A 19,906-nucleotide genomic window follows, 5' to 3' on the forward strand; every position below is an offset into this window, starting at 1 on the left:
GACGTCATCGACAAGTCATGCCGTGGAAAGCTGGCTGAAAGCTTTCCACGGCATGCTGTACCCACACGGCGCAACTGCCTGCAGGGGCTACCCGCCTGGCGCCGTGTCATCTCCTCCTGACCTTCGGGTCTGCGCCAGCCTACCCGGCCGGCGCTTCGAGCGGGGCCAAACGCCCCGCCGATTTCTACCCCGCCTCACCCCATCTCAAACTGCCATTATTGCGTAACGAAAAGTTCGGACTATCGTGTCATCACTGGCGCCTCAGCGTGCCGGTCGGAGCAGCATTCCTGACCCGTTCAGGTGCTCGGCAACGCTTGTTTACATGGATGTGCGTTGACGAACCCTGACTATTGATTCAAGTCAGGATGCAGTGCTCGCCAAACGCGCTCAATGCCTATGTCCCCTTGTGACACGGAGGTAATTGAGATGTCTGACTCGACACAAAAACTCCGCCTCGGCGCATTGATTGCGCTGGTCGTCGGCTCCATGGTCGGCGGCGGTATCTTTTCCCTTCCACAAAACATCGCGGCCAGCGCCAGCGCGGGCGCCACGCTGATCGGCTGGTTGATCACCGGGGTCGGCATGCTGACCCTGGCGTTCGTGTTCCAGACCCTGGCCAACCGCAAGCCCGAACTCGACGGCGGGGTGTACGCCTACGCCAAGGCCGGTTTCGGCGACTACATGGGCTTCTCCTCGGCCTGGGGCTACTGGATCAGCGCATGGATCGGCAACGTCAGCTACATGGTGCTGCTGTTCTCCACCCTGGGTTACTTCTTCCCGGTATTCGGCGAGGGCAACACCCTGCCGGCGGTGATCTGCGCCTCGGTGCTGCTGTGGTTGCTGCACTTCCTGGTGCTGCGCGGGATCCGGGAAGCGGCCTTCATCAACACCGTCACCACCATCGCCAAGATGCTGCCGCTGGCGCTGTTCATCGTTATCGCCGCGATCGCCTTCAAGCTCGACGTGTTCACCGCGGACTTCTGGGGCCGGGGTAACCCGGAGCTGGGCAGCGTGATGGATCAGGTGCGCAACATGATGCTGGTCACCGTCTGGGTGTTCATCGGCATCGAGGGCGCGAGCATCTTCTCGGCCCGCGCCGAGAAGCGCAGCGATGTCGGCAAGGCCACGGTGATCGGTTTCGTCGGCGTGCTTCTGCTGCTGGTGCTGGTCAACATCCTGTCGCAAGGCATCATGGCTCAGGCCGAACTGGCCGGGTTGAAGAACCCTTCCATGGCCGGGGTGCTTGAGCAGGTGGTCGGCCCCTGGGGCGCGCAGCTGATCGCCATTGGTCTGATCGTCTCGCTGGCCGGTGCCCTGCTGTCCTGGACCCTTTTGTGCGCCGAGATCCTCTTCGCCAGCGCCCGCGACCACACCATGCCGGCCTTCCTGCGCAAGGAGAACGCCAATCAGGTTCCGGCCAATGCGCTGTGGCTGTCCAACGGGCTGATCCAGCTGTTCCTGATCATCACCCTGTTCAACGCCTCCACCTACCTCAGCCTGCTGTACCTGGCCACCTCGATGATCCTGGTGCCGTACTTCTGGTCCAGCGCCTATGCGGTGCTGCTGGCAGTGCGCGGCGAGACCTACGAGAACGCCTCCGGCGAGCGCAACAAGGATCTGCTGATCGCCGGTATCTCGACCCTGTACGCGGTGTGGCTGGTGTACGCCGCCGGCATTCAGTACCTGCTGCTCTCGGCACTGCTCTACGCACCTGGCGCAATCCTCTTCGCCAAGGCCAAGCGCGAAATGGGCCAAGCCATTTTCACCAGCATCGAGAAACTGATTTTCATCGTCGTGCTGATCGGCGCCGCCATCGCCGCCTACGGGCTGTATGACGGCTTCCTGAGTTTGTAACACCGCTGGCCGCGAGCGGCCCGCACCGGGCCGCCGGCAAGCCTGAAAACTCGCTCTACGAGAAGGAGTTCGACATGTCCAAGAAGCCCCTCGGCGTTCATTCCGAAGCCGGCAAACTGCACAAGGTGATGGTCTGCTCTCCGGGCCTCGCCCACCTGCGCCTGACACCCGCCAACTGCGACGAACTGCTGTTCGACGACGTGATCTGGGTATCGCAGGCCAAGCGCGACCATTTCGACTTCATGACCAAGATGCGCGAGCGCGGCATCGAGGTCGTGGAGATGCACAACCTGCTGGAAGAGACCATCAGCGATCCCGCCGCGCTGAAGTGGATCCTCGACCGCAAGATCACCCCCAACAGCGTCGGCCTCGGCCTGCAGAACGAAGTGCGTTCTTTCATCGAGGGCCTGGAGCCACGGCGCATCGCCGAGTTCCTCATCGGCGGCGTTTCCGGGGCCGATCTGGTCAAGCACAAGGATTCCGAGGCGGCGAAGATGTTCAACGCCTACCTGGGCGAATCCAGCTTCATCTTCCCGCCGCTGCCCAACACCCAGTTCACTCGCGACACCACCTGCTGGATCTATGGCGGCGTCACCCTCAACCCGATGTACTGGCCGGCACGCCGTCAGGAAACCCTGCTCGCCAGCGCCATCTACACCTTCCACCCGGACTTCGCCAATGAATCCTTCGAGATCTGGTACGGCGATCCGGACAAGGATCACGGCTCGGCCACCCTGGAAGGCGGCGACGTGATGCCCATCGGCAACGGCACCGTGCTGATCGGCATGGGTGAGCGCAGCTCGCACCAAGCCATCGGCCAGGTGGCGCGTGCGCTGTTCGCCAAGGGCGCGGCAGACAAGGTCATCGTCGCCGGCCTGGGCCGCTCCCGTGCGGCCATGCACCTGGACACCGTATTCAGCTTCTGCGACCGCGATCTGGTGACCATCTTCCCGGAAGTGGCCAACGGCATCGTGCCCTTCACCCTGCGTCCGGACGAAAGCCGCCCCGGCGGCATCGATGTGCGCCGCGAGGACAAGTCCTTCGTCGAGGTCGTCGCCGCGTCCCTCAACCTGCCGAAGCTGCGCGTGGTGGAAACCGGCGGCGATGCCTACGAGGCCGAGCGCGAGCAATGGGACGACGGCAACAACGTGGTCTGCCTGGAGCCGGGCGTGGTGGTCGGCTATGACCGCAACACCTACACCAACACCCTGCTGCGCAAGGCCGGCGTCGAGGTCATCACCATCAGCGCCAGCGAACTGGGGCGCGGCCGTGGCGGTGGCCACTGCATGACCTGCCCGATCATCCGCGACCCCATCGACTACTGATCCAGCCAGCCCCGGCGGGCATCCACCGCCGGGGGCGTTTCAACTACCCACGAGGAGAGAATCATGGCTTTCAATATGCGCAATCGTAATCTGCTCAGCCTGATGCACCACAGCACCCGCGAGCTGCGTTATCTGCTCGACCTGTCGCGCGACCTCAAACGCGCCAAGTACACCGGCACCGAGCAACAGCACCTCAAGCGCAAGAACATCGCGCTGATCTTCGAGAAGACCTCGACCCGCACCCGCTGCGCCTTCGAGGTGGCGGCCTACGACCAGGGCGCCAACGTCACCTACATCGACCCCAACTCGTCGCAGATCGGCCACAAGGAATCGATGAAGGACACCGCCCGCGTGCTCGGCCGCATGTACGACGCCATCGAATACCGCGGCTTCAAGCAGGAGATCGTCGAAGAACTGGCCACCTACGCCGGCGTGCCGGTGTTCAACGGCCTGACCGACGAATATCACCCGACGCAGATGCTCGCCGACGTACTGACCATGCGCGAGCACGCCGACAAACCGCTGCACGACATCGCCTACGCCTACCTCGGTGATGCACGCAACAACATGGGCAACTCGCTGCTGCTGATCGGCGCCAAGCTCGGCATGGACGTACGCATCGCCGCCCCCAAGGCACTCTGGCCGAGCGACGAGCACGTTGCCGCCTGCAAGAAATTCGCCGAGGAAAGCGGCGCACGCATCCTGCTCACCGAAGACCCGAAGGAAGCGGTCAAGGGCGTGGACTTCGTCCACACCGACGTCTGGGTTTCCATGGGTGAGCCGGTCGACGCCTGGGGCGAGCGCATCCAGGAGTTACTGCCCTATCAGGTCAACGCCGAGATCATGAAGGCCGCTGGTAATCCGCGGGTGAAGTTCATGCACTGCCTGCCGGCCTTCCATAACAGCGAAACCAAGGTCGGCAAGCAGATCGCCGAACAGTATCCGAACCTGAAGAACGGCATCGAGGTGACTGAAGAGGTGTTCGAATCGCCCTGGAACATCGCCTTCGAGCAGGCGGAAAACCGCATGCACACGATCAAGGCGATATTGGTTTCGACCCTGGCTGACATCTGACGCTGCACGCTTGCCTCCCCTCTCCCGCTTGCGGGGCGTAAGCGGAAATAGCGAAGCACTGCTTCGCCCGCTGAAGCGCCCTGAGCTCTGCGAAGGGCTGGGGCGCAGGGCGGGGGCCGGGGGCCGGGGGAGAGAGTCTGTCCGGTGACGCAGTCACGTAGCCCGGATGAAATCCGGGAATAGCTCCTTCACCTCCCCATATGGCAGCCGGGCCAAACCTCGAACAAGGAGAACACCATGCGACTCGTCATCGCCCTGGGCGGCAACGCCCTGCTTCGCCGCGGCGAAGCCATGACTGCGGAAAACCAGCGCGAAAACGTGCGTATCGCCTGCCGACAAATTGCCAAGGTAGCGCCCGGCAATGAGCTGGTGATCGCCCACGGCAATGGCCCGCAGGTCGGCCTGCTGGCCCTGCAGGGCAACGCCTATGATGCGGCCAACCCCTACCCGCTAGACGTACTGGGTGCCGAAACCGAAGGCATGATCGGCTACATGATCGAACAGGAGCTGGGCAACCTACTGCCGTTCGAAGTGCCCTTCGCCACCATCCTCACCCAGGTCGAAGTGGACAGCGCCGACCCCGCGTTTCAGAAACCTACCAAACCCATCGGCCCGGTTTACCCCCAGGCAGAGGCCGAACGCCTGGCTGCCGAGAAAGGCTGGAGCATTGCCCCGGACGGCGACAAGTTTCGCCGTGTGGTGGCCAGCCCCAGACCACAACGAATCTTCGAAATCCGCCCGATCAAATGGCTGTTGGAAAAGGGCAGCGTAGTGATCTGCGCCGGTGGTGGCGGCATTCCCACCATGTACGACGGCAAGCAGCTACGCGGCGTCGAGGCAGTGATCGACAAGGACCTGTGCTCGGCACTGCTGGCCGAACAACTGAATGCCGATTTGCTGGTGATCGCCACCGATGTCGACGCGGCCTACGTCGAGTGGGGCAAACCCGGACAGAAATCCATCGCCGCCGCCCACCCCGACGAAATGGAAAAACTCGGCTTTGCCGCCGGCTCGATGGGGCCCAAGGTGCAGGCCGCCTGCGAGTTCGCGCGCAACACCGGCAAAACCGCCGTGATCGGCTCGCTGGAAAACATCGAGGCCATCGTTCAGGGCAGCTCCGGCACTCGCATCGGTCTGGACACCGAAGGCATCGATTACCGCTGATCCGTGACGAGGCCTCGGCCTCGCCGCGTTCTCGCAGGAGCACAGAAATGTTCACCCCCGGCCATCTGCACCGTGACAACCTCGACCGCCCGGAAGGCCTGCGCCTGGCGCCGCCCTTCTCGGTGGATTTCTACTACGAAGTACGCAACGACACGCAGCAGGGGCCGATGCTGCATATGCGCATGGTTGGCGAGGTGGATGGCCGGCACTTCGAGGAGGCCTTCGAACTGCACCGCGACGTGGCCTTCAATTTCGCCAGCGTCGCCACCCGCATCGCCGCCCGCCATGGCCTGCCGCCCAACTGCAGCCCGGTCATGCGTGGCCGCGACGAGTACGACAAGGTATTCGCCGATATCCGCAACAAGCTGCACATCAAGCCAGGTGAACCGGTGAATCTCGAGCACGTGCCCTGATAAAGCCCGGATGCAATCTGGGCGCGCTCGGCGCATTTACCGGATCGCATCCGGGCTACGAGCCCTGGCGCGTGCCAAGGTGCAACCCGAAGAGACCGGCGGGCAAGGGCTAAACGCTCACTAAGCCTGCATCGTCCAGCCATGCACGCCCATCGCCGCCTGGCGCCCGGCCTCGGAGCGGGTCGGGTGCGGGTGGCAGGTCAGCGCGATGTCCTCGGCCGAGGCGGAGAATTCCATGGCCACGCAGTACTCGCCGATCAGCTCACCCACGCTCGGGCCGATCATGTGCACGCCGAGAATCTGATCGGTGTTGGCATCGGCGAGGATCTTCACGAAACCTTCGGTCTCGTGGTTGATCTTCGCCCGGCTGTTGGCGGTGAAGGGAAACTTGCCGACCTTGTAGGCACGCCCCTCTGCCTTCAGCTCCTCCTCTCCCTTGCCGACGCTGGCCACCTCTGGGCGCGTATAGATCACGCCGGGAATCACCCCGTAGTTGACCTCCGCAGCGTGCCCGGCGATGCGCTCGATGCAGGCCACCGCCTCGTCCTCGGCCTTGTGCGCGAGCATCGGTCCGGAGGTGACGTCGCCGATCACCCACACACCGGGCACGCCGCTCTGATGTTCTTCGTTGCCCAGCATGCCGCGCTTGTCGGTATTCAGGCCGACGCTCTCCAGCCCCAACCCCGTGGTGTAGGGGCGTCGGCCGATGGCCACCAGCACGTAATCGGCTTCCAGGGTCTCGCTCGGACCGCCGGCGGCCGGCTCCAGCGTCAGGGTCACGCCGGACTGGCTCGTCTTCGCGCCCGTGACCTTGGTGCCCAACTTGAAGCCCATGCCCTGCTTGCCCAGGGTGCGCTGCAGGGTCTTGGCGGTTTCGCCATCCAGGCCGGGACAGATGCGCTCCAGGTACTCCACCACCGTGACCTGGCTGCCCAGGCGGCGCCAGACAGAACCCAGCTCCAGGCCAATCACCCCGGCACCGATTACTACCAGATGCTTGGGCACCTCTGGCAGCGACAGCGCGCCGGTGGAGTCGAGGATACGCGCATTGTCGATGCTAACCCCGGACAGCGGCGTCGGTTCGGAGCCAGTGGCGATGACAATGTTCTTCGTCTCCAGCAGCCGCTCGCCGCCCTCGTGCAGTTTGACCTGCACGCGGCCAGGGCCGTCGATACGCCCCCAGCCCTTGATCCATTCCACCTTGTTCTTGCGAAACAGGAATTCCACGCCCTTGGTCAGCGCTTCGACGCTGTCCGCCTTCTGCTTCATCATCTGCTCCAGGTTGAGCGTCGGTGTGACTTCCACACCCAATGCACTCAGCTCGCCACCGGCCGCCGCCTCGTAGAGTTCGGAGGCATGCAGCAGCGCCTTGGACGGCATGCAACCGACGTTCAGGCAGGTGCCGCCGAGGGTCTCGCGCCCTTCCACGCAGGCTACCTTCAGGCCCAACTGTCCGGCACGAATGGCGGCGTTGTAGCCGCCGGGGCCGGCGCCGATGATGACCACGTCATAGCTGCTCATTGCTTTGTCCTCGATCAGGGAAGTTTGCCGGCCACCGCAGCCGTAACGGCCGGGCGGACACGCAGAAGGTGGAAGAACAGAAACGCCAGCACGGCGAACAGCGCGTTCAAGGCAACCATAGGCCAGGCCGAGCCATCCTGCAGGGCGCCGAGCAGCAATCCCGCCAGGGTGGCGCCGGCCATCTGCGAGAAGCCCATCAGCCCCGCTGCCAAGCCGGCGCGCTGCGGATTGGGAAGCACCGCGCCGGCCACGGCGGCGGGCAGCAGCATGCCGCCGCCCAGCGTCACCAGCACCTGCGGCAGCGACAGCCCCAATAGCGACAGGCCGAACAGCAGGTAGACTGCCAGGGTCAGCAGCGACCCGAGCAGCACCAGCGCCACGCCGATCCCGACGACCCGCTGCGGCCCCAGTCGCTGCACGTTGCGCAGGGTGAACAGCGCACCGCCGAGTAGGCCGGAAACCATTAGGGCAAAGGTCAACCCGTACTGCGCGGCGCTCAGCCCCAGCAAACCGATGTATATCGACGACGAGCCGGCCACCACGACGAACATCGCGCCGTAGGTACAGGCGATGGTCAGCGCCAGCGATCGGCAACTGGGCAGTACCTGCAGATAGTTGGCCAGCAGCCCCTTGAAACGACCAGCCTGCGGGTCACGCTGCAGATGCGTCTCGCGGTAGCCGCCAAGCACGGACAACAGCGCCAGGCTGCCAAGCACCAGGGTGGCCAGCAGTGGCGCGCGCCAGCCTCCATACTGGGTCAGCAAACCGCCGACCACCGGCGACAGCACGATCGCCGCGAACATACCCAGCACCGTCAGTGCCAGGGCCGGCCCCGCCTGCTCCTGCCACACATCGCGGACGATGGCGCGCGCCAGTACCAGCGCAGCGCAAGCGCCCAGGCCCTGCAGTACGCGCATGCCGATCAGCACCTCGATATTCGACGCCAGCAACATGCCTAGGGTCGCCAGCAGATAGAGACTCAGCCCGAGCAGCAATACCGGGCGGCGCCCCAATCGGTCGGACAGCGGCCCGAGCAGCAATTGTCCCAGGCCAAAGGCACAGACGAATAACGAAAGCGCCAGCAGGCTGCTGCCGGGCTCGGCACTCAACCCTCGTTCCAGCTCGCCCAACGCCGGGATCAGCAGCTGCGTGGAGGTTTCCCCGAGCGCAGTGAGCAGCATCAGGATGATCAACAACGTTCGGGATGGACGCATGACAGGCTCCGAGCCGGATGACTGGCGGCTATTAATATTTCAACCATAATATGAAACATTGAATGTCGTCCATCATCTTTACTAGGAGCCCGTATGACCGCCTTATCACGTGAGGCCCGCCTCGCCAGCTGGGTCGCGGAGGAACAGACCATTCGCAGCCAGCTCGCCGCCCCCGGCACGCTCAGCCTGGCCGAAGTGGCGGCCATGACGCCGATGGATTTCTTCGACGCTATCGGCCGCGGCGACCTGCCGTCACCACCGATCAACGCCGTGCTCGACTTCACTCCGATGCATTGGGCCAGCGGCCTGTTCGTCTTACAGGGTACGCCGGGTCAGCGTCACTACAACCCGCTGGGCAGCGTGCACGGCGGCTACATCGCCACCCTGCTCGACTCCTGCATGGGCTGCGCCGTGCATACCCTGCTCAAGCCGGGCCAGGGCTATACGACCACAGACCTGCGGGTAAGCTACATCCGTGCGCTGCGCAGCGAGGCCGGCCCAGTGCGCGCCGAAGGCCGCATCATCCACCTCGGTCGTTCCACGGCCCTGGCTGAGGGTCGCCTGTATGACGTCGATGAACGCCTTTATGCCGTTGCCTCCACCACCTGCCTGATTCTCGACTTGAACGCCCCGCGCCAGAACAGCGACGCAGGTGTAAGATGACGACCGGCATTTGAAAGACGGGAACGCCCATGCGCTATTCGGAAGATCACAAGGCCAAGACCCACCAACGCATCATCGAGGAGGCGGCCCTGCGCTTTCGCCGCGACGGCGTCGGCGCGACCGGCCTGCAACCGCTGATGAAAGCGCTGGGCCTGACCCACGGCGGCTTCTACGCCCACTTCAAGTCAAAGGATGATCTGGTGGAGACCGCACTTCGTCACGCCGCGCAGGAGCTTTCCAACAACGCCGAAGCGCTGGGCAAGGATGCCGAAACGCCGCTCACGCGCTTTATCGCCAGCTACCTGTCCAGCGCGCATCGCGCCAACCCAGGCGCCGGTTGCCCGCTGCCGACCATGTCTGCCGAGCTGGGCCAGCGCGGCGCAGCCAGCGAGACCACCGACGCCCTGGTACGCGAACGTCTGATGCGAATCGAAGGCGACCTCGACAGCGATAAAGCCGACGAGCAAAGCGTACTGCTGCTCTCAGCCATGGTCGGCGCCCTGATGCTGTCACGCAGCGTCAAGGACCCTGAGCTGTCCGACCGCCTGTTGAAAACGACCCGGCGCCTACTGATCGAACAGGCGCAGGGCCGCTAACAGCAAGGCGGCGCTCTGCGCGTTCCCCTCCATGGGCGCGCTGCGGGCAGCGATCTTGCGCTCGGGCGCTCATACGTCCGTCGCATCCCAAGCACCTTACATGCGCACCGCCTGACATCACTCAGACGGCGGCGCACCAAGTTATGGCCGTTTTTGTCTTGTCGGTCAGAAAACGGTGCAACAAGCATATGAAAGCTGCCCTGAGACGCATGCGTATCCAATTGATTTGCAACGGCTATGAGCAAACACGAGAATTGGCGCCCTTTTTGCTCAGAGCAGTACCAGCCTGACCGGGCGGACAGGTTTAAAACGCCGGGCGCGTTTTCTCACGTCGCCTCGCGACAGCCCAAAGGTTGTCTGCCGGGACGGCAAGCCACAAAAAATCATAACGACACGTCTTAACCACCAGGAGCTTCCATGAATCGCACACTCTCTTCGCTGGTGCTCGCCAGCGGTCTGCTGGCGGGCGGCCACGCCGTCGCCGATGATCTGCTGCACTGGCAGAACAACAGCCTGACCTACCTCTACGGGCAGGACTTCAAGATCGATCCGGAGATCCAGCAGACCATCACCTTCGAGCATGCCAGCGGCTGGAGTTTCGGTGACCTGTTCTTCTTTACCGACCTGATCAAATTCAACACCGACGCACAGAACGGTAACGGCGACGGCCATACCTACTACGGCGAATTCAGCCCGCGCCTGTCGTTCGGCAAGATCACCGGCGCCGACCTTTCCTTCGGCCCGATCAAGGACGTGCTGCTGGCCTTCACCTACGAGTTCGGCGAGAAGGACGTCGATGCCTACCTGCTCGGCCCGGCATTCGACCTGGATATCCCTGGTTTCGACTACTTCCAGCTCAACACCTACCTGCGCAAACCGGACGGCAGCCGCCCGGGCAAGAACGTCTGGCAGATCACCCCGGTGTGGAGCTACACCATTCCGGTCGGCGACTCGGACATCCTCATCGATGGCTTCATGGACTGGGTGGTGGACAACGACAGCAACCGCCGCGGCGACTACCAGGCCAACCTGCACTTCAACCCGCAGATCAAGTACGACCTGGGCAAGGCGATGAAGTGGGGCGAGAAACAGCTGTACGTCGGCATCGAATACGACTACTGGAAGAACAAGTACGGCATCAAGGATGGCGGTTTCGTCAGCGACAACTTCGTCGGCCCGACCAACCAGAACACCGCCAGCCTGCTGGTCAAGGCGCATTTCTGATCGACGCCCGCGCCTAAGTGGCCAAGGTCGCAGGGATTTGCGACCTTCCGCCAATGCCAAGCCTCCGCCGGACGTGTTTAGCTGCGAGGCATCACCAGACCTGCACCCAAGGATGGACGATGCCTCCGCGTATCCTGCTGCTCACCTCCCTTGCCATGCTGGCATTCGCCGGCAACTCGCTGCTATGCCGCCTGGCACTGCGTGAAACCGAAATCGACGCCGCCAGCTTCACCGCCATTCGCCTGCTCTGCGGTGCAGTGACCCTGTGGTTATTGCTGAAATTGCGGCAACGCGGCCAACCCATGGCCGGCAGTTGGCCTGGCGCACTGGCGCTGTTTATCTATGCGGCCGCCTTTTCCTTCGCCTACCTGCAACTGGACACCGGTGCCGGCGCCCTGCTGCTGTTCGGCGCGGTGCAGTTGAGCATGCTGCTCTGGGGCTGGCTGCGCGGCGAACGCCTGGGCCTGGCCGCCAGCCTCGGTACGGCGCTGGCCACGGCGGGCCTGTTGGCGCTGCTGCTACCAGGCGCCAGCGCGCCACCGTTGCTGGCCGCATTGCTGATGCTGCTGGCCGGTGTCGCCTGGGGCGCGTACTCCCTGCTTGGACGCGGCCTGGGCGATCCGCTGGCGGTGACCGCGGGCAATTTCATACGCGCAACGCCGCTGGCATTACTGCTGGCGGCGCTACTGTTAGGACAGCTCGACTGGGATGGGCCTGGCCTGTTCTACGCACTGCTGTCCGGCGCGTTGACCTCGGGCATCGGCTACGCCATCTGGTACAGCGCCCTGCCCGGTCTGCGTGCCAGCCAGGCGGCCACGGTGCAGTTGAGCGTACCGATCCTCGCCGCCATCGGCGGCAGCCTGCTGCTGGGCGAAGCGCTGAGCCTGCGTCTGATGCTCAGCGCCGTTGCAGTGCTCGGCGGCATCGCGCTGGTACTGGGCAGCCGGCAACGCAGCTAGCGACGAGACGGATCAACCTATGAACGGACTGATCACCAGGCAGATCACCAGACCGGTCAGGCCAACCAGGGATTTCATCACAGTCCAGGATTTCAGCGTATCGGAGACGCTCATGCCGAAGTAGCGGTTGGCCATCCAGAAGCCTGAATCGTTGACATGGGAGAATGCCGTACCGCCACAGGCGATCGCGATCACCAGCAGAGCGGTCATTTGATCCCCCACGCCCATCAATTCGGCCACTGGCGCCGTCAGGCTGGCTCCGGTGATCATCGCGACCGTTCCCGAGCCTTGGGAAATACGCATTACCGCCGAAGTCATGAAGGCGAACAATACCAATGGCAAGCCCAAATTCTGCATGCCGGAGGCGAGAATCTCACCGATGCCGGAAGCGACCAGCACCTTACCGAACACACCGCCAGCTCCGGTGATGAGAATGATGATCCCGGCAGGCTCCAGTGCCTTGGTGGCAATTTTCTGCAGCTCATCCTTGCTGTAGCCACGCTTGTGTCCGAAGACCCAGAAGGTCATCAGGCAGGTAAGCAGCAAGGCGATGATCGGATTGCCCACGAACATCAGCACGTCGCGCAGTGGATTGCCTTCGGCCAGCAGCAGCTCCGCCGAGGTGTTGCCGAGGATCAGCAATAGCGGCAACAGCAACGTCAACACCACGGAGCGGAACGATGGCAGCCGGCTCGCATCATCGAAGTTGCTCGCGCCCTGGTTCATGTGCTCCGGGACCGGCACGAAGATGCGGCTGGCGATGAACTTGCCAAAGATGGGCCCGGCCACGGCCATCGCGGGCAAGCCGGCAATCACGCCCCATATGATCACCCAGCCGAGGTCGGCACCGAGGATACTCGCCGTAGCGATAGGCCCCGGCGTTGGCGGAATGAAGGTGTGGGTCACGCTCAGCCCCGCGCATAGGGGAATGCCGTAGTACAGCAACGAGCGCTTGGTGCGCTTGGCGATGCCATAGATCAGCGGCACCAGAATGATGATGGCGACATCGATGAACACCGCGATCGACACCAGAAACCCCGCGAGCCCCAGGGCCCAGGGCACGGTTCTGTCGCCACAGCGTTCGACGAGATTGAGCGCCAGCCGCTCGGAACCGCCGCTGACCCGCAGCATCTCGCCGAACATGGCGCCCAGGCCAATGATCAGAGCAACGAAACCTAAGGTCCCGCCCATGGATTTGACGATGAAATCGAGCAACTCCTGCGCCGGCATGCCAAGGGCGAGGCCGGCGCCGACGCTGACCAGTATCAGTGCGAGAAAGGGCTGAAAGCGGAATCGGACAATAAGAATAAGCAAGGCGACGATGGCGCTGACCGAAACGGCCACCACCAGGGTGGTGTTTTCCATGAGTAACTCCGTTTGTTCTTGTAGGGGGAGTGCTGACGGGAAAAACGCCGCCTGGAGCGATGCCCAGGCGGCACATGGCGTGTGCTCAGGGAATCAACGATCCCCCGGCACTTTGGCTTGCATGGATGGAGGCCTCAGGAATTCGAAATCGCAGCCCTTGTCGGCCTGGGTGATCTGCTCGTAGAACAGCTTGCGGTAACCGCGCTCGGCATCGACCGGCTGGGGTGCCTGCCAGGCCGCACGCCGCCGCGCCAGCTCTTCGTCGGACACCTTCAGTTCGATGCTGCGCTCGGCCACGCTCAAACGGATGCGATCACCGTTCTGCACCAACGCCAGAGGCCCACCTTTGGCCGCCTCGGGCGTCACGTGCAGGACGATCGTACCGGCCGCCGTGCCGCTCATGCGGCCATCGGAAATACGCACCATGTCCTTGACGCCGGCACGGGCCAGCTTCTTCGGAATGGGCAGGTAACCGGCTTCCGGCATGCCTGGCGCACCAATGGGCCCAATGTTTTTCAGTACCAGGATGTCATCGGCGTTAACGTCCAGTTCCGGGTCATCGATGCGCAGCGCCATGTCTTCGGAATTTTCGAAGACAACGGCGCGCCCTTCGTGCTCCATCAGCGCCGGATCGGCGGCGGACTGCTTGATGATGGCGCCCTCCGGTGCCAGGTTACCGCGCAGGAACGCAATGCCTCCGGCGGGGTAAATCGGCTCATCGAAGCTACGCACCACGTCCTGGATGAACACCGGGACGTCATCCAGTTCTTCGCCTAACGTCCGTCCGGTCACCGTCAGTGCATCCAGGTGCAGCAGCGGGCGCAATTGATGCAGTACGGTCTGCAGACCACCAGCTCGGTGCAGATCCTCCATGTAGTGCTGCCCGGATGGCTTCAGGTCGACCAGTACCGGTGTCTCACGGCTCATGCGATCGAACGCCGCCAGGTCGATATCGAAGCCCATGCGTCCGGCAATTGCCGTGAGATGAATGATTCCGTTGGTCGAGCCGCCGATGGCCAGCAGCACCCGTAGGGCATTCTCGAACGCCTTGGCGGTAAGAATCTTGTCAGGTGTCAGGCCGCTGCGGGCCATCTCCACGGCTTGCTTGCCCGTCAGCTCGGCAATGCGAATACGGTCCGAGGTCACCGCGGGTGGCGACGCACCACCCGGCATCACGATACCCAATGCCTCGCCCAGACAGGCCATGGTGCTGGCCGTGCCCATTACCGAGCAGGTACCGACACTGGCTACCAGCTTGGAATTGACCTCGCTGATTTCCTGTTCATCGATTTCCTGGCCTCGGAACTGGCCCCAGAAGCGCCGGCAGTCGGTGCAGGCGCCAACCCGAACGCCACGATGGCCGCCTGTCAGCATCGAGCCGGTAATCAGCTGGATGGTCGGAACGTTGGCCGATGCCGCGCCCATCAACTGCGCCGGCACGGTCTTGTCGCAACCACCGATCAGCACGACTGCATCCATGGGCTGCGCACGGATCATTTCCTCGGTGTCCATCGACATGAGGTTGCGCAGGTACATACTGGTGGGGGCGGAGAAGCTCTCGGCAACGGATATGGTCGGAAAATCGATGGCCAGCCCACCCGCCATCATCACCCCACGCTTGACCGCCTCGATCAGTTGCGGCGCATTGCCATGACAAGGGTTGTAGCCGCTGCCGGTATTGGCGATACCGATGATGGTGCGGTCCAGCGCCTCATCGGTGTAACCGGCACCCTTGATGAAGGCCTTGCGCAGAAATAGCGAGAATCCAGTATCGCCATAATTGGTAAGCCCCTTGCGAATGCCTTTGGGTACAACCACAGCAGGGGTATCGGCTGCTTTTTTTGTCATGCGGCAGTCTCTTGTCGATTAGATTATTGATAATCCTGTCGACATAGTTAGCCACGTCAATTCGGCGTTGGCAACCATCGCCTTGCCGACCAGAGGCTGGCGGTATCCCCCAGACCAATTGAGACACAGGGCAAAGCGCTCTATATTCTGGCGCCGTAGCCCCAATGACGCGGAAGAAGGCAGCGTGACCCTGGACGTCGTGAACACAGCAAGAACACGGGATATCGAGCCAACCGTGAGCCGGGTGGTGGAAATTCTCGAGGAAGAGATCGTGCTCGGCGCTCTGCACCCGCGCGAGCGACTCGTGGAAGATGAGTTGCTCAGCCGTTTCCAACTCAAGCGCCATGTGGCCCGTCAGGTATTGGCCGAACTGGAGCGCATGGGCCTGGTCGAGCGCAAACGCAATGTCGGCGCACTGGTAAAAGCCTATGGTGCGGAAGAGGTGGAGCACCTCTACGCAGTACGTGAACTGCTGGAAACCCAGGGCGCACGGATGATTCGCTTTCCGCTGAGCGAGGGGCGGCTCGATGCCCTGATCGGAATTCAGAAACAGCATGACGCCGCTGTGGCAGCCGGTGACCTGCGCCGAATCTTCCGCCTCAACGTGATCTTCCACCGGGAGTTCTTCGGCCTTTCCGACAATCCGGTACTGGTGGCGGCGATCCAGGATCACGCGCAGCGCGCCCACTCGATTCGAGCATCGACCATGGTGCTGCCGGAACGCGTGGAGCAGGCACGCCAGGAGCACTGGCTACTCATCGAAGCGCTACGTAAGGGTGATACGCAGCGCCTGGTCGAGTTGTGCCACGCCCATCTCAGGCCCTCGCGCGACACCTATATTGCGGCTCATAACCGTCGTAGCCTGGGATTCACCGCGCCACAGCAAACGGCGAGTTAACCACGCTCGCGCACTCCATTGAGCAGAACGCCGACATCAAGAGTCTCTATGCAGTGACCTCTGCTAATGGATGTAGATCGATGTCTATGCCTCGCCTCACTCGCTTCACCCTCACCTGCCTGCTCATATTGGGCCTCAGCGCCTGCGCCAGCCTGGGCAACCGTGATCCGTTGCGGGTCGATCTGGTCGGCTTGGAGCCTTTGCCCGGCCAGGGCCTGGAGGTGCGCTTCGCGGTCAAGCTGCGGGTGCAGAACCCCAACGACAGCACGGTGAATTTCAATGGCATGGCGCTGGATCTAGACGTGAACGGCCAGCCGCTGGCCAGCGGTGTCAGCGACCAGAGCGGCAGCGTGCCGCGCTTCGGCGAAACGTTGGTGAGCGTGCCGGTGAGCATTTCGGCGTTTTCGGTAATGCGCCAGGCCTGGGGCGTCGCCGGCTATCAACCGGGCCAGGAAGTGCCCTACGTGCTGCGCGGCAAACTGGCCGATGGCCTGTTCGGCACGCGCCGCTTCAGCGACAGTGGCACCCTTAACTGGCCGCAGCCGCCAAGCCCCTACTGATTCAGGGGCCGGCGGCGGTGCCTGGTTCAGGCAGCCTGACGGCTGCTACGTGAGGCCACACGACGGTGACAGGCGTCACCGAAAGCCTGGAAGATCTTCACCGAATCCGGGTTCAGTGCAGCCTGCCATTCGGGGTGCCACTGCACCGCGACCAGGAACGGCGACAGGCTTGGCGCGTGAACCGCCTCGATCAGGCCATCCTCGGCGGTGGCCAGCACTTCCAACCCCTTGCCCAGGTTGCGAATGGCCTGGCCATGCAGGGAGTTGACCTGAATCTCGTCCTTGCCGAGCAATTCGGCGAACCAGCTGCCCGCTACCGGGCGCACGCTGTGGCTGGGTGCGTACTGTACCTCGACCGGGTCATCGGGATTTTCACGATGATCGTTGAAGCCGGGCTCGGCATAGACCTTCTGGTAGATGTCCCCGCCCAGCGCCACGTTGATTTCCTGCATGCCACGGCAGATGCCGAAGATCGGCAGGCCGCGGGCGATGGCGGCGCGAATCAGCGGCAGGTCGAACAGATCACGGTCACGATCCTGCGCCTTGTTCGGCGTTTCGTTCTCCTGCCCATAAAGTGCCGGGTCGATGTTACTGCCGGCACCGGTGAGGTACACGCCGTCGGCCATATCCAGATACTGATCGAGATCCTCGATGCCACAGCAGGTGGGCACCAATACCGGTACGCAACCGGAGAACTCGACCAGAGGCTGGATATATTTGTGCGTCATGACTTGATAGTCGTGGCCCTTGCGCTCTTGAGCGCCCATGGACATCAACACGACGGGTTTGCGAGCGGTGCTGCGAATCTTGTTGTCGGACATACGTCACCTTGGAACAGGCCGGGCCTGTCGTTGCTGTGCAGACCGGTGTCCGGCAGAGGCTCTGCCTACACGGATGGCCTGTTTGGCTAACCCCGTGCACCCATACTCTTCCTGAGCCAGCGTGTCGCCTTCCGACGGCGGCTCGAACCGGGTCAGCTCCATCCAGAGAGGGGCTGCAGCGATGCTGCCCGTTACCCGGTTCGGCAACGGAATCTGCTGCCAGTCTGCCCGAGCCGTAAAATATGTCAAACGAATACGCTCAAAATCTTTTGACGAATCATATTCGTCAACCGCTCTTGAAGGCGCAAAACGGGCATCCCCAGTAAAACCGGCCTCAACAAAAGTCCAATATTTAAAACACTCGACTGCCAGACGCGCCTCGCCCTAGAGCAGCGCTCGTCGACAAAACCCTATATAATCTGCGGTTTTCTCATGACCTCCGAGGACACCCCTTGACCGCTCTGCCGCCCTGCCCCAAATGCAACTCCGAATACACCTACGAAGACGGCGATCAGTTGGTCTGCCCCGAGTGCGCCCATGAATGGAAAGCCGGCGAGAATGCCGAGGCCAGCGACGACGCGCGCGTGATCAAGGACTCGGTCGGCAACCTGCTGCAGGACGGCGACACCATCACCGTGATCAAGGACCTGAAGGTCAAAGGCTCCTCGCTGGTGGTCAAGGTCGGCACCAAAGTGAAGAACATCCGCCTGGTCGACGGCGATCACGATATCGACTGCAAGATCGATGGCATCGGCGCGATGAAGCTCAAGTCCGAGTTCGTGCGCAAGGTCTGATATTCATCGTTTCAGCCGCCTCGTTCGCAGAAACTGACTAGCCTGAATACAGGTCGGTCACGAGGTATCCCGCCATGCGCTATCTGCTGCTCGCTCTGCTGGCACTGACCCATTCGCTGGCAGCGCAGCCCTGGCGGGTCGTGGGCGACGAGCAGTTCGCGCCTTACAGTTTCGTCACCGCCGAAGACGATACGCCACGCGGGCTCGATGTCGAACTGATCGACGCCGTGCTGCGTGAAGCACAGGTACCCTACGAAATTCGTCTGTATCCCTGGGAGCGGGTCAAGCGCATGCTCGATCGTGGCGAAGTGCAGATGGCCTTCCAGTTCGCCGGCACCGCGCAACGTCAGCAGCAATACGAACTGGTAGGCCCGCTGCGCAGTGGATCCACCGTGTTCATGACCACCGACAAGACCGCGATCAAAGACTGGAAGACGCTGGACGATCTTTCGCCCTACGTGATCGGCCAGGTTCGCGGCTATGCCTATGAAGAGAAGTTCGATCGCGCCGATCTGGCCCGCGACAGCAGTGCACAGAACCCACGGCAACTGATATCGATGCTGCTGGCCGGGCGCATCGACATCATCGTCGGTGACCACACCCAGCTGCTTTATTTCATTCGTGAACAGCGCGCCCAGGAGCAGGTGCGCGTGCTCCCTCGCCCGCTGATCCGGATGCCGCGCTTCGTCGCCTTCGCCAAAGGCGATACCGAGCGCGCCCGGCAATTTTCCAAAGCCCTGGTGCGTCTGCGCAAAGCCGGAACGCTGGAGGAAATCCAGCAGCGCTGGCATCCGTGACGCGCTACTGCACCGGCAGGAAGTTCAGCAGGAACAAGCTCTGCGCATAGTTGGCCCCCATGCGCCGGTAGCGCTCCTCCAGCACGTGCGTGAGCAGGTCGAGACGCGCCACCATCTTGCCGAACTCCACCGCGTAGCTGAGGTTGACGCCCTGTTCGGAGAACTCGTTGGACAGCAGCAACGGCCGGCCTGCGGCGTCTCGCCGCTGCGACAGCATCCAGCCGGCCTTCTCCAGGTTACGCGCGGCGTTGTGGATGAATTGCGCATCGAAGCTATCGGTCAGATAGAACTCCGTGCGGCCACCGTGCGCGGTGACCAGCATGCTGCCAATGGCATAGGTGAAGGCCGCCACGCGGTCCCCCTGAAACCCGGGGCTCAAGGAATAATCCAGCGCGGCGACATCGCGCCGGCCGCCCAGAGTCGGCCAGTCCTGATTATGCTCGATGGCGTACTGGATGGCGCGCTCGGCCGCCGCGGCGTCGGGCAGGGAGTTCTTGCGCCATTCGCGAGGGTTGCGCTGGTACAGCTTGTTCATCAGCCGATAAAGGCTGTTGAGGTTGTTGCGCATGGCCAGGGTCGCCATGCGGTCGACGTCGGTCTGCAGCACTTCGGCGGGCTTGAGCGGGCTGCGCGTGTTGACGATGGAGTCGTTGTCCAGGCGGCCCGTGCAGCCGCCCAGCAACAGGAGCGCAGCGAGCCCCGGCAGCACTAACCGTCGCCACACTATCGAGTCGTTGAATGCCCTGCCCTGCACGGCAGACACTGGCCTCGCTCCCATCCGGAGGTTCCCTGGCTGGCGCGCGCCGGAGTGACGCG

Annotated in this window: 19 protein-coding genes; 13 read left to right on the forward strand and 6 right to left on the reverse strand. The window is 62.9% G+C overall.

Annotated elements, in window-relative coordinates:
- The first annotated feature begins 426 nt into the window (after nucleotides 1-426).
- The 5 genes from arcD to B2U07_RS11135 all read left to right on the forward strand — a co-directional run bounded on the left by arcD (nucleotide 427) and on the right by B2U07_RS11135 (nucleotide 5,830).
- A complete protein-coding gene (gene arcD / locus B2U07_RS11115) occupies nucleotides 427-1,854 on the forward strand; it encodes an arginine-ornithine antiporter (protein ID WP_197854906.1) in 1,428 nt (475 codons plus the stop codon).
- Nucleotides 1,855-1,928: 74 nt separating this feature from the next.
- Entirely contained in the window at nucleotides 1,929-3,179 is a 1,251-nt protein-coding gene (gene arcA, locus B2U07_RS11120; protein WP_275547833.1) for an arginine deiminase, read from the forward strand.
- Nucleotides 3,180-3,242: 63 nt separating this feature from the next.
- On the forward strand, nucleotides 3,243-4,253 hold the full coding sequence (locus tag B2U07_RS11125) for an ornithine carbamoyltransferase (protein ID WP_197854904.1): 1,011 nt from the start codon (nucleotides 3,243-3,245) through the stop codon (nucleotides 4,251-4,253).
- A gap of 237 nt (nucleotides 4,254-4,490) precedes the next feature.
- Nucleotides 4,491-5,417 (forward strand): carbamate kinase, encoded by a 927-nt coding sequence (gene arcC, locus B2U07_RS11130; RefSeq protein WP_275547146.1) that lies wholly within the window; start codon nucleotides 4,491-4,493, stop codon nucleotides 5,415-5,417.
- Between the two features lie 47 nt (nucleotides 5,418-5,464).
- Complete coding sequence (locus B2U07_RS11135) at nucleotides 5,465-5,830, forward strand: DUF5064 family protein (protein ID WP_197854902.1); 366 nt, start codon at nucleotides 5,465-5,467, stop codon at nucleotides 5,828-5,830.
- Nucleotides 5,831-5,950: 120 nt separating this feature from the next.
- On the opposite strand, the gene lpdA is transcribed toward B2U07_RS11135, so the two are convergent.
- A complete protein-coding gene (gene lpdA / locus B2U07_RS11140) occupies nucleotides 5,951-7,351 on the reverse strand; it encodes a dihydrolipoyl dehydrogenase (protein ID WP_275547145.1) in 1,401 nt (466 codons plus the stop codon).
- A gap of 14 nt (nucleotides 7,352-7,365) precedes the next feature.
- The gene (locus tag B2U07_RS11145; RefSeq protein ID WP_275547144.1) at nucleotides 7,366-8,565 is read right to left on the reverse strand and encodes a Bcr/CflA family efflux MFS transporter; all 1,200 of its coding nucleotides are present in this window, start codon (nucleotides 8,563-8,565) and stop codon (nucleotides 7,366-7,368) included.
- Nucleotides 8,566-8,658: 93 nt separating this feature from the next.
- Between B2U07_RS11145 and B2U07_RS11150 the strand changes: the two genes are divergently transcribed.
- The 4 genes from B2U07_RS11150 (at nucleotide 8,659) to B2U07_RS11165 (ending at nucleotide 12,007) form a co-directional block, all read left to right on the forward strand.
- On the forward strand, nucleotides 8,659-9,228 hold the full coding sequence (locus B2U07_RS11150) for a PaaI family thioesterase (protein ID WP_296276908.1): 570 nt from the start codon (nucleotides 8,659-8,661) through the stop codon (nucleotides 9,226-9,228).
- A 29-nt stretch (nucleotides 9,229-9,257) separates the two neighbouring features.
- Nucleotides 9,258-9,824 (forward strand): TetR/AcrR family transcriptional regulator, encoded by a 567-nt coding sequence (locus tag B2U07_RS11155; RefSeq protein WP_275547142.1) that lies wholly within the window; start codon nucleotides 9,258-9,260, stop codon nucleotides 9,822-9,824.
- A gap of 417 nt (nucleotides 9,825-10,241) precedes the next feature.
- Nucleotides 10,242-11,048, forward strand: a complete 807-nt coding sequence (locus tag B2U07_RS11160) for an outer membrane protein OmpK (protein WP_275547141.1) — start codon at nucleotides 10,242-10,244, stop codon at nucleotides 11,046-11,048.
- A 119-nt stretch (nucleotides 11,049-11,167) separates the two neighbouring features.
- On the forward strand, nucleotides 11,168-12,007 hold the full coding sequence (locus B2U07_RS11165) for a DMT family transporter (protein ID WP_275547140.1): 840 nt from the start codon (nucleotides 11,168-11,170) through the stop codon (nucleotides 12,005-12,007).
- 12 nt (nucleotides 12,008-12,019) lie between these two features.
- Here the strand turns inward: B2U07_RS11165 and B2U07_RS11170 are convergent, their stop codons facing one another.
- Together B2U07_RS11170 and B2U07_RS11175 are read right to left on the reverse strand one after the other, a co-directional pair.
- Nucleotides 12,020-13,372 carry a gluconate:H+ symporter gene (locus B2U07_RS11170; protein WP_275547139.1) on the reverse strand — a complete coding sequence of 451 codons (1,353 nt, stop codon included), beginning with the start codon at nucleotides 13,370-13,372 and terminating at the stop codon, nucleotides 12,020-12,022.
- Between the two features lie 93 nt (nucleotides 13,373-13,465).
- Nucleotides 13,466-15,220, reverse strand: coding sequence for an IlvD/Edd family dehydratase (locus B2U07_RS11175; RefSeq protein WP_275547138.1), 1,755 nt, complete (start codon nucleotides 15,218-15,220; stop codon nucleotides 13,466-13,468).
- 184 nt (nucleotides 15,221-15,404) lie between these two features.
- On the opposite strand from B2U07_RS11175, the gene B2U07_RS11180 reads away from it, so the two are divergent.
- A complete protein-coding gene (locus tag B2U07_RS11180) occupies nucleotides 15,405-16,118 on the forward strand; it encodes a GntR family transcriptional regulator (protein ID WP_275547137.1) in 714 nt (237 codons plus the stop codon).
- A gap of 86 nt (nucleotides 16,119-16,204) precedes the next feature.
- Nucleotides 16,205-16,678 (forward strand): LEA type 2 family protein, encoded by a 474-nt coding sequence (locus tag B2U07_RS11185; protein ID WP_275547152.1) that lies wholly within the window; start codon nucleotides 16,205-16,207, stop codon nucleotides 16,676-16,678.
- Between the two features lie 26 nt (nucleotides 16,679-16,704).
- Here the strand turns inward: B2U07_RS11185 and B2U07_RS11190 are convergent, their stop codons facing one another.
- Nucleotides 16,705-17,499, reverse strand: coding sequence for a gamma-glutamyl-gamma-aminobutyrate hydrolase family protein (locus tag B2U07_RS11190; RefSeq protein WP_275547136.1), 795 nt, complete (start codon nucleotides 17,497-17,499; stop codon nucleotides 16,705-16,707).
- Nucleotides 17,500-17,951: 452 nt separating this feature from the next.
- On the opposite strand from B2U07_RS11190, the gene B2U07_RS11195 reads away from it, so the two are divergent.
- Nucleotides 17,952-18,293: a zinc ribbon domain-containing protein YjdM gene (locus tag B2U07_RS11195; RefSeq protein ID WP_275547135.1), complete on the forward strand. Its 342-nt coding sequence runs from the start codon at nucleotides 17,952-17,954 to the stop codon at nucleotides 18,291-18,293.
- A 74-nt stretch (nucleotides 18,294-18,367) separates the two neighbouring features.
- Entirely contained in the window at nucleotides 18,368-19,090 is a 723-nt protein-coding gene (locus tag B2U07_RS11200) for a substrate-binding periplasmic protein (RefSeq protein ID WP_275547134.1), read from the forward strand.
- A 4-nt stretch (nucleotides 19,091-19,094) separates the two neighbouring features.
- On the opposite strand, the gene B2U07_RS11205 is transcribed toward B2U07_RS11200, so the two are convergent.
- Nucleotides 19,095-19,868 carry a hypothetical protein gene (locus B2U07_RS11205; protein ID WP_275547133.1) on the reverse strand — a complete coding sequence of 258 codons (774 nt, stop codon included), beginning with the start codon at nucleotides 19,866-19,868 and terminating at the stop codon, nucleotides 19,095-19,097.
- Between the last annotated feature and the right edge of the window lie 38 nt (nucleotides 19,869-19,906).

The sequence above is a fragment of the Pseudomonas sp. UBA7530 genome (assembly GCF_002479365.1).
Taxonomy (GTDB): Bacteria; Pseudomonadota; Gammaproteobacteria; order Pseudomonadales; family Pseudomonadaceae; genus Aquipseudomonas.

Coding starts and splice junctions, on each gene's coding strand:
- arcD (WP_197854906.1), top strand. CDS start 427: ATGTCTGACTCGACACAAAAACTCCGCCTCGGCGCATTGATTGCGCTG.
- arcA (WP_275547833.1), top strand. CDS start 1,929: ATGTCCAAGAAGCCCCTCGGCGTTCATTCCGAAGCCGGCAAACTGCAC.
- B2U07_RS11125 (WP_197854904.1), top strand. CDS start 3,243: ATGGCTTTCAATATGCGCAATCGTAATCTGCTCAGCCTGATGCACCAC.
- arcC (WP_275547146.1), top strand. CDS start 4,491: ATGCGACTCGTCATCGCCCTGGGCGGCAACGCCCTGCTTCGCCGCGGC.
- B2U07_RS11135 (WP_197854902.1), top strand. CDS start 5,465: ATGTTCACCCCCGGCCATCTGCACCGTGACAACCTCGACCGCCCGGAA.
- lpdA (WP_275547145.1), bottom strand. CDS start 7,351: ATGAGCAGCTATGACGTGGTCATCATCGGCGCCGGCCCCGGCGGCTAC.
- B2U07_RS11145 (WP_275547144.1), bottom strand. CDS start 8,565: ATGCGTCCATCCCGAACGTTGTTGATCATCCTGATGCTGCTCACTGCG.
- B2U07_RS11150 (WP_296276908.1), top strand. CDS start 8,659: ATGACCGCCTTATCACGTGAGGCCCGCCTCGCCAGCTGGGTCGCGGAG.
- B2U07_RS11155 (WP_275547142.1), top strand. CDS start 9,258: ATGCGCTATTCGGAAGATCACAAGGCCAAGACCCACCAACGCATCATC.
- B2U07_RS11160 (WP_275547141.1), top strand. CDS start 10,242: ATGAATCGCACACTCTCTTCGCTGGTGCTCGCCAGCGGTCTGCTGGCG.
- B2U07_RS11165 (WP_275547140.1), top strand. CDS start 11,168: ATGCCTCCGCGTATCCTGCTGCTCACCTCCCTTGCCATGCTGGCATTC.
- B2U07_RS11170 (WP_275547139.1), bottom strand. CDS start 13,372: ATGGAAAACACCACCCTGGTGGTGGCCGTTTCGGTCAGCGCCATCGTC.
- B2U07_RS11175 (WP_275547138.1), bottom strand. CDS start 15,220: ATGACAAAAAAAGCAGCCGATACCCCTGCTGTGGTTGTACCCAAAGGC.
- B2U07_RS11185 (WP_275547152.1), top strand. CDS start 16,205: ATGCCTCGCCTCACTCGCTTCACCCTCACCTGCCTGCTCATATTGGGC.
- B2U07_RS11190 (WP_275547136.1), bottom strand. CDS start 17,499: ATGTCCGACAACAAGATTCGCAGCACCGCTCGCAAACCCGTCGTGTTG.
- B2U07_RS11200 (WP_275547134.1), top strand. CDS start 18,368: ATGCGCTATCTGCTGCTCGCTCTGCTGGCACTGACCCATTCGCTGGCA.
- B2U07_RS11205 (WP_275547133.1), bottom strand. CDS start 19,868: ATGGGAGCGAGGCCAGTGTCTGCCGTGCAGGGCAGGGCATTCAACGAC.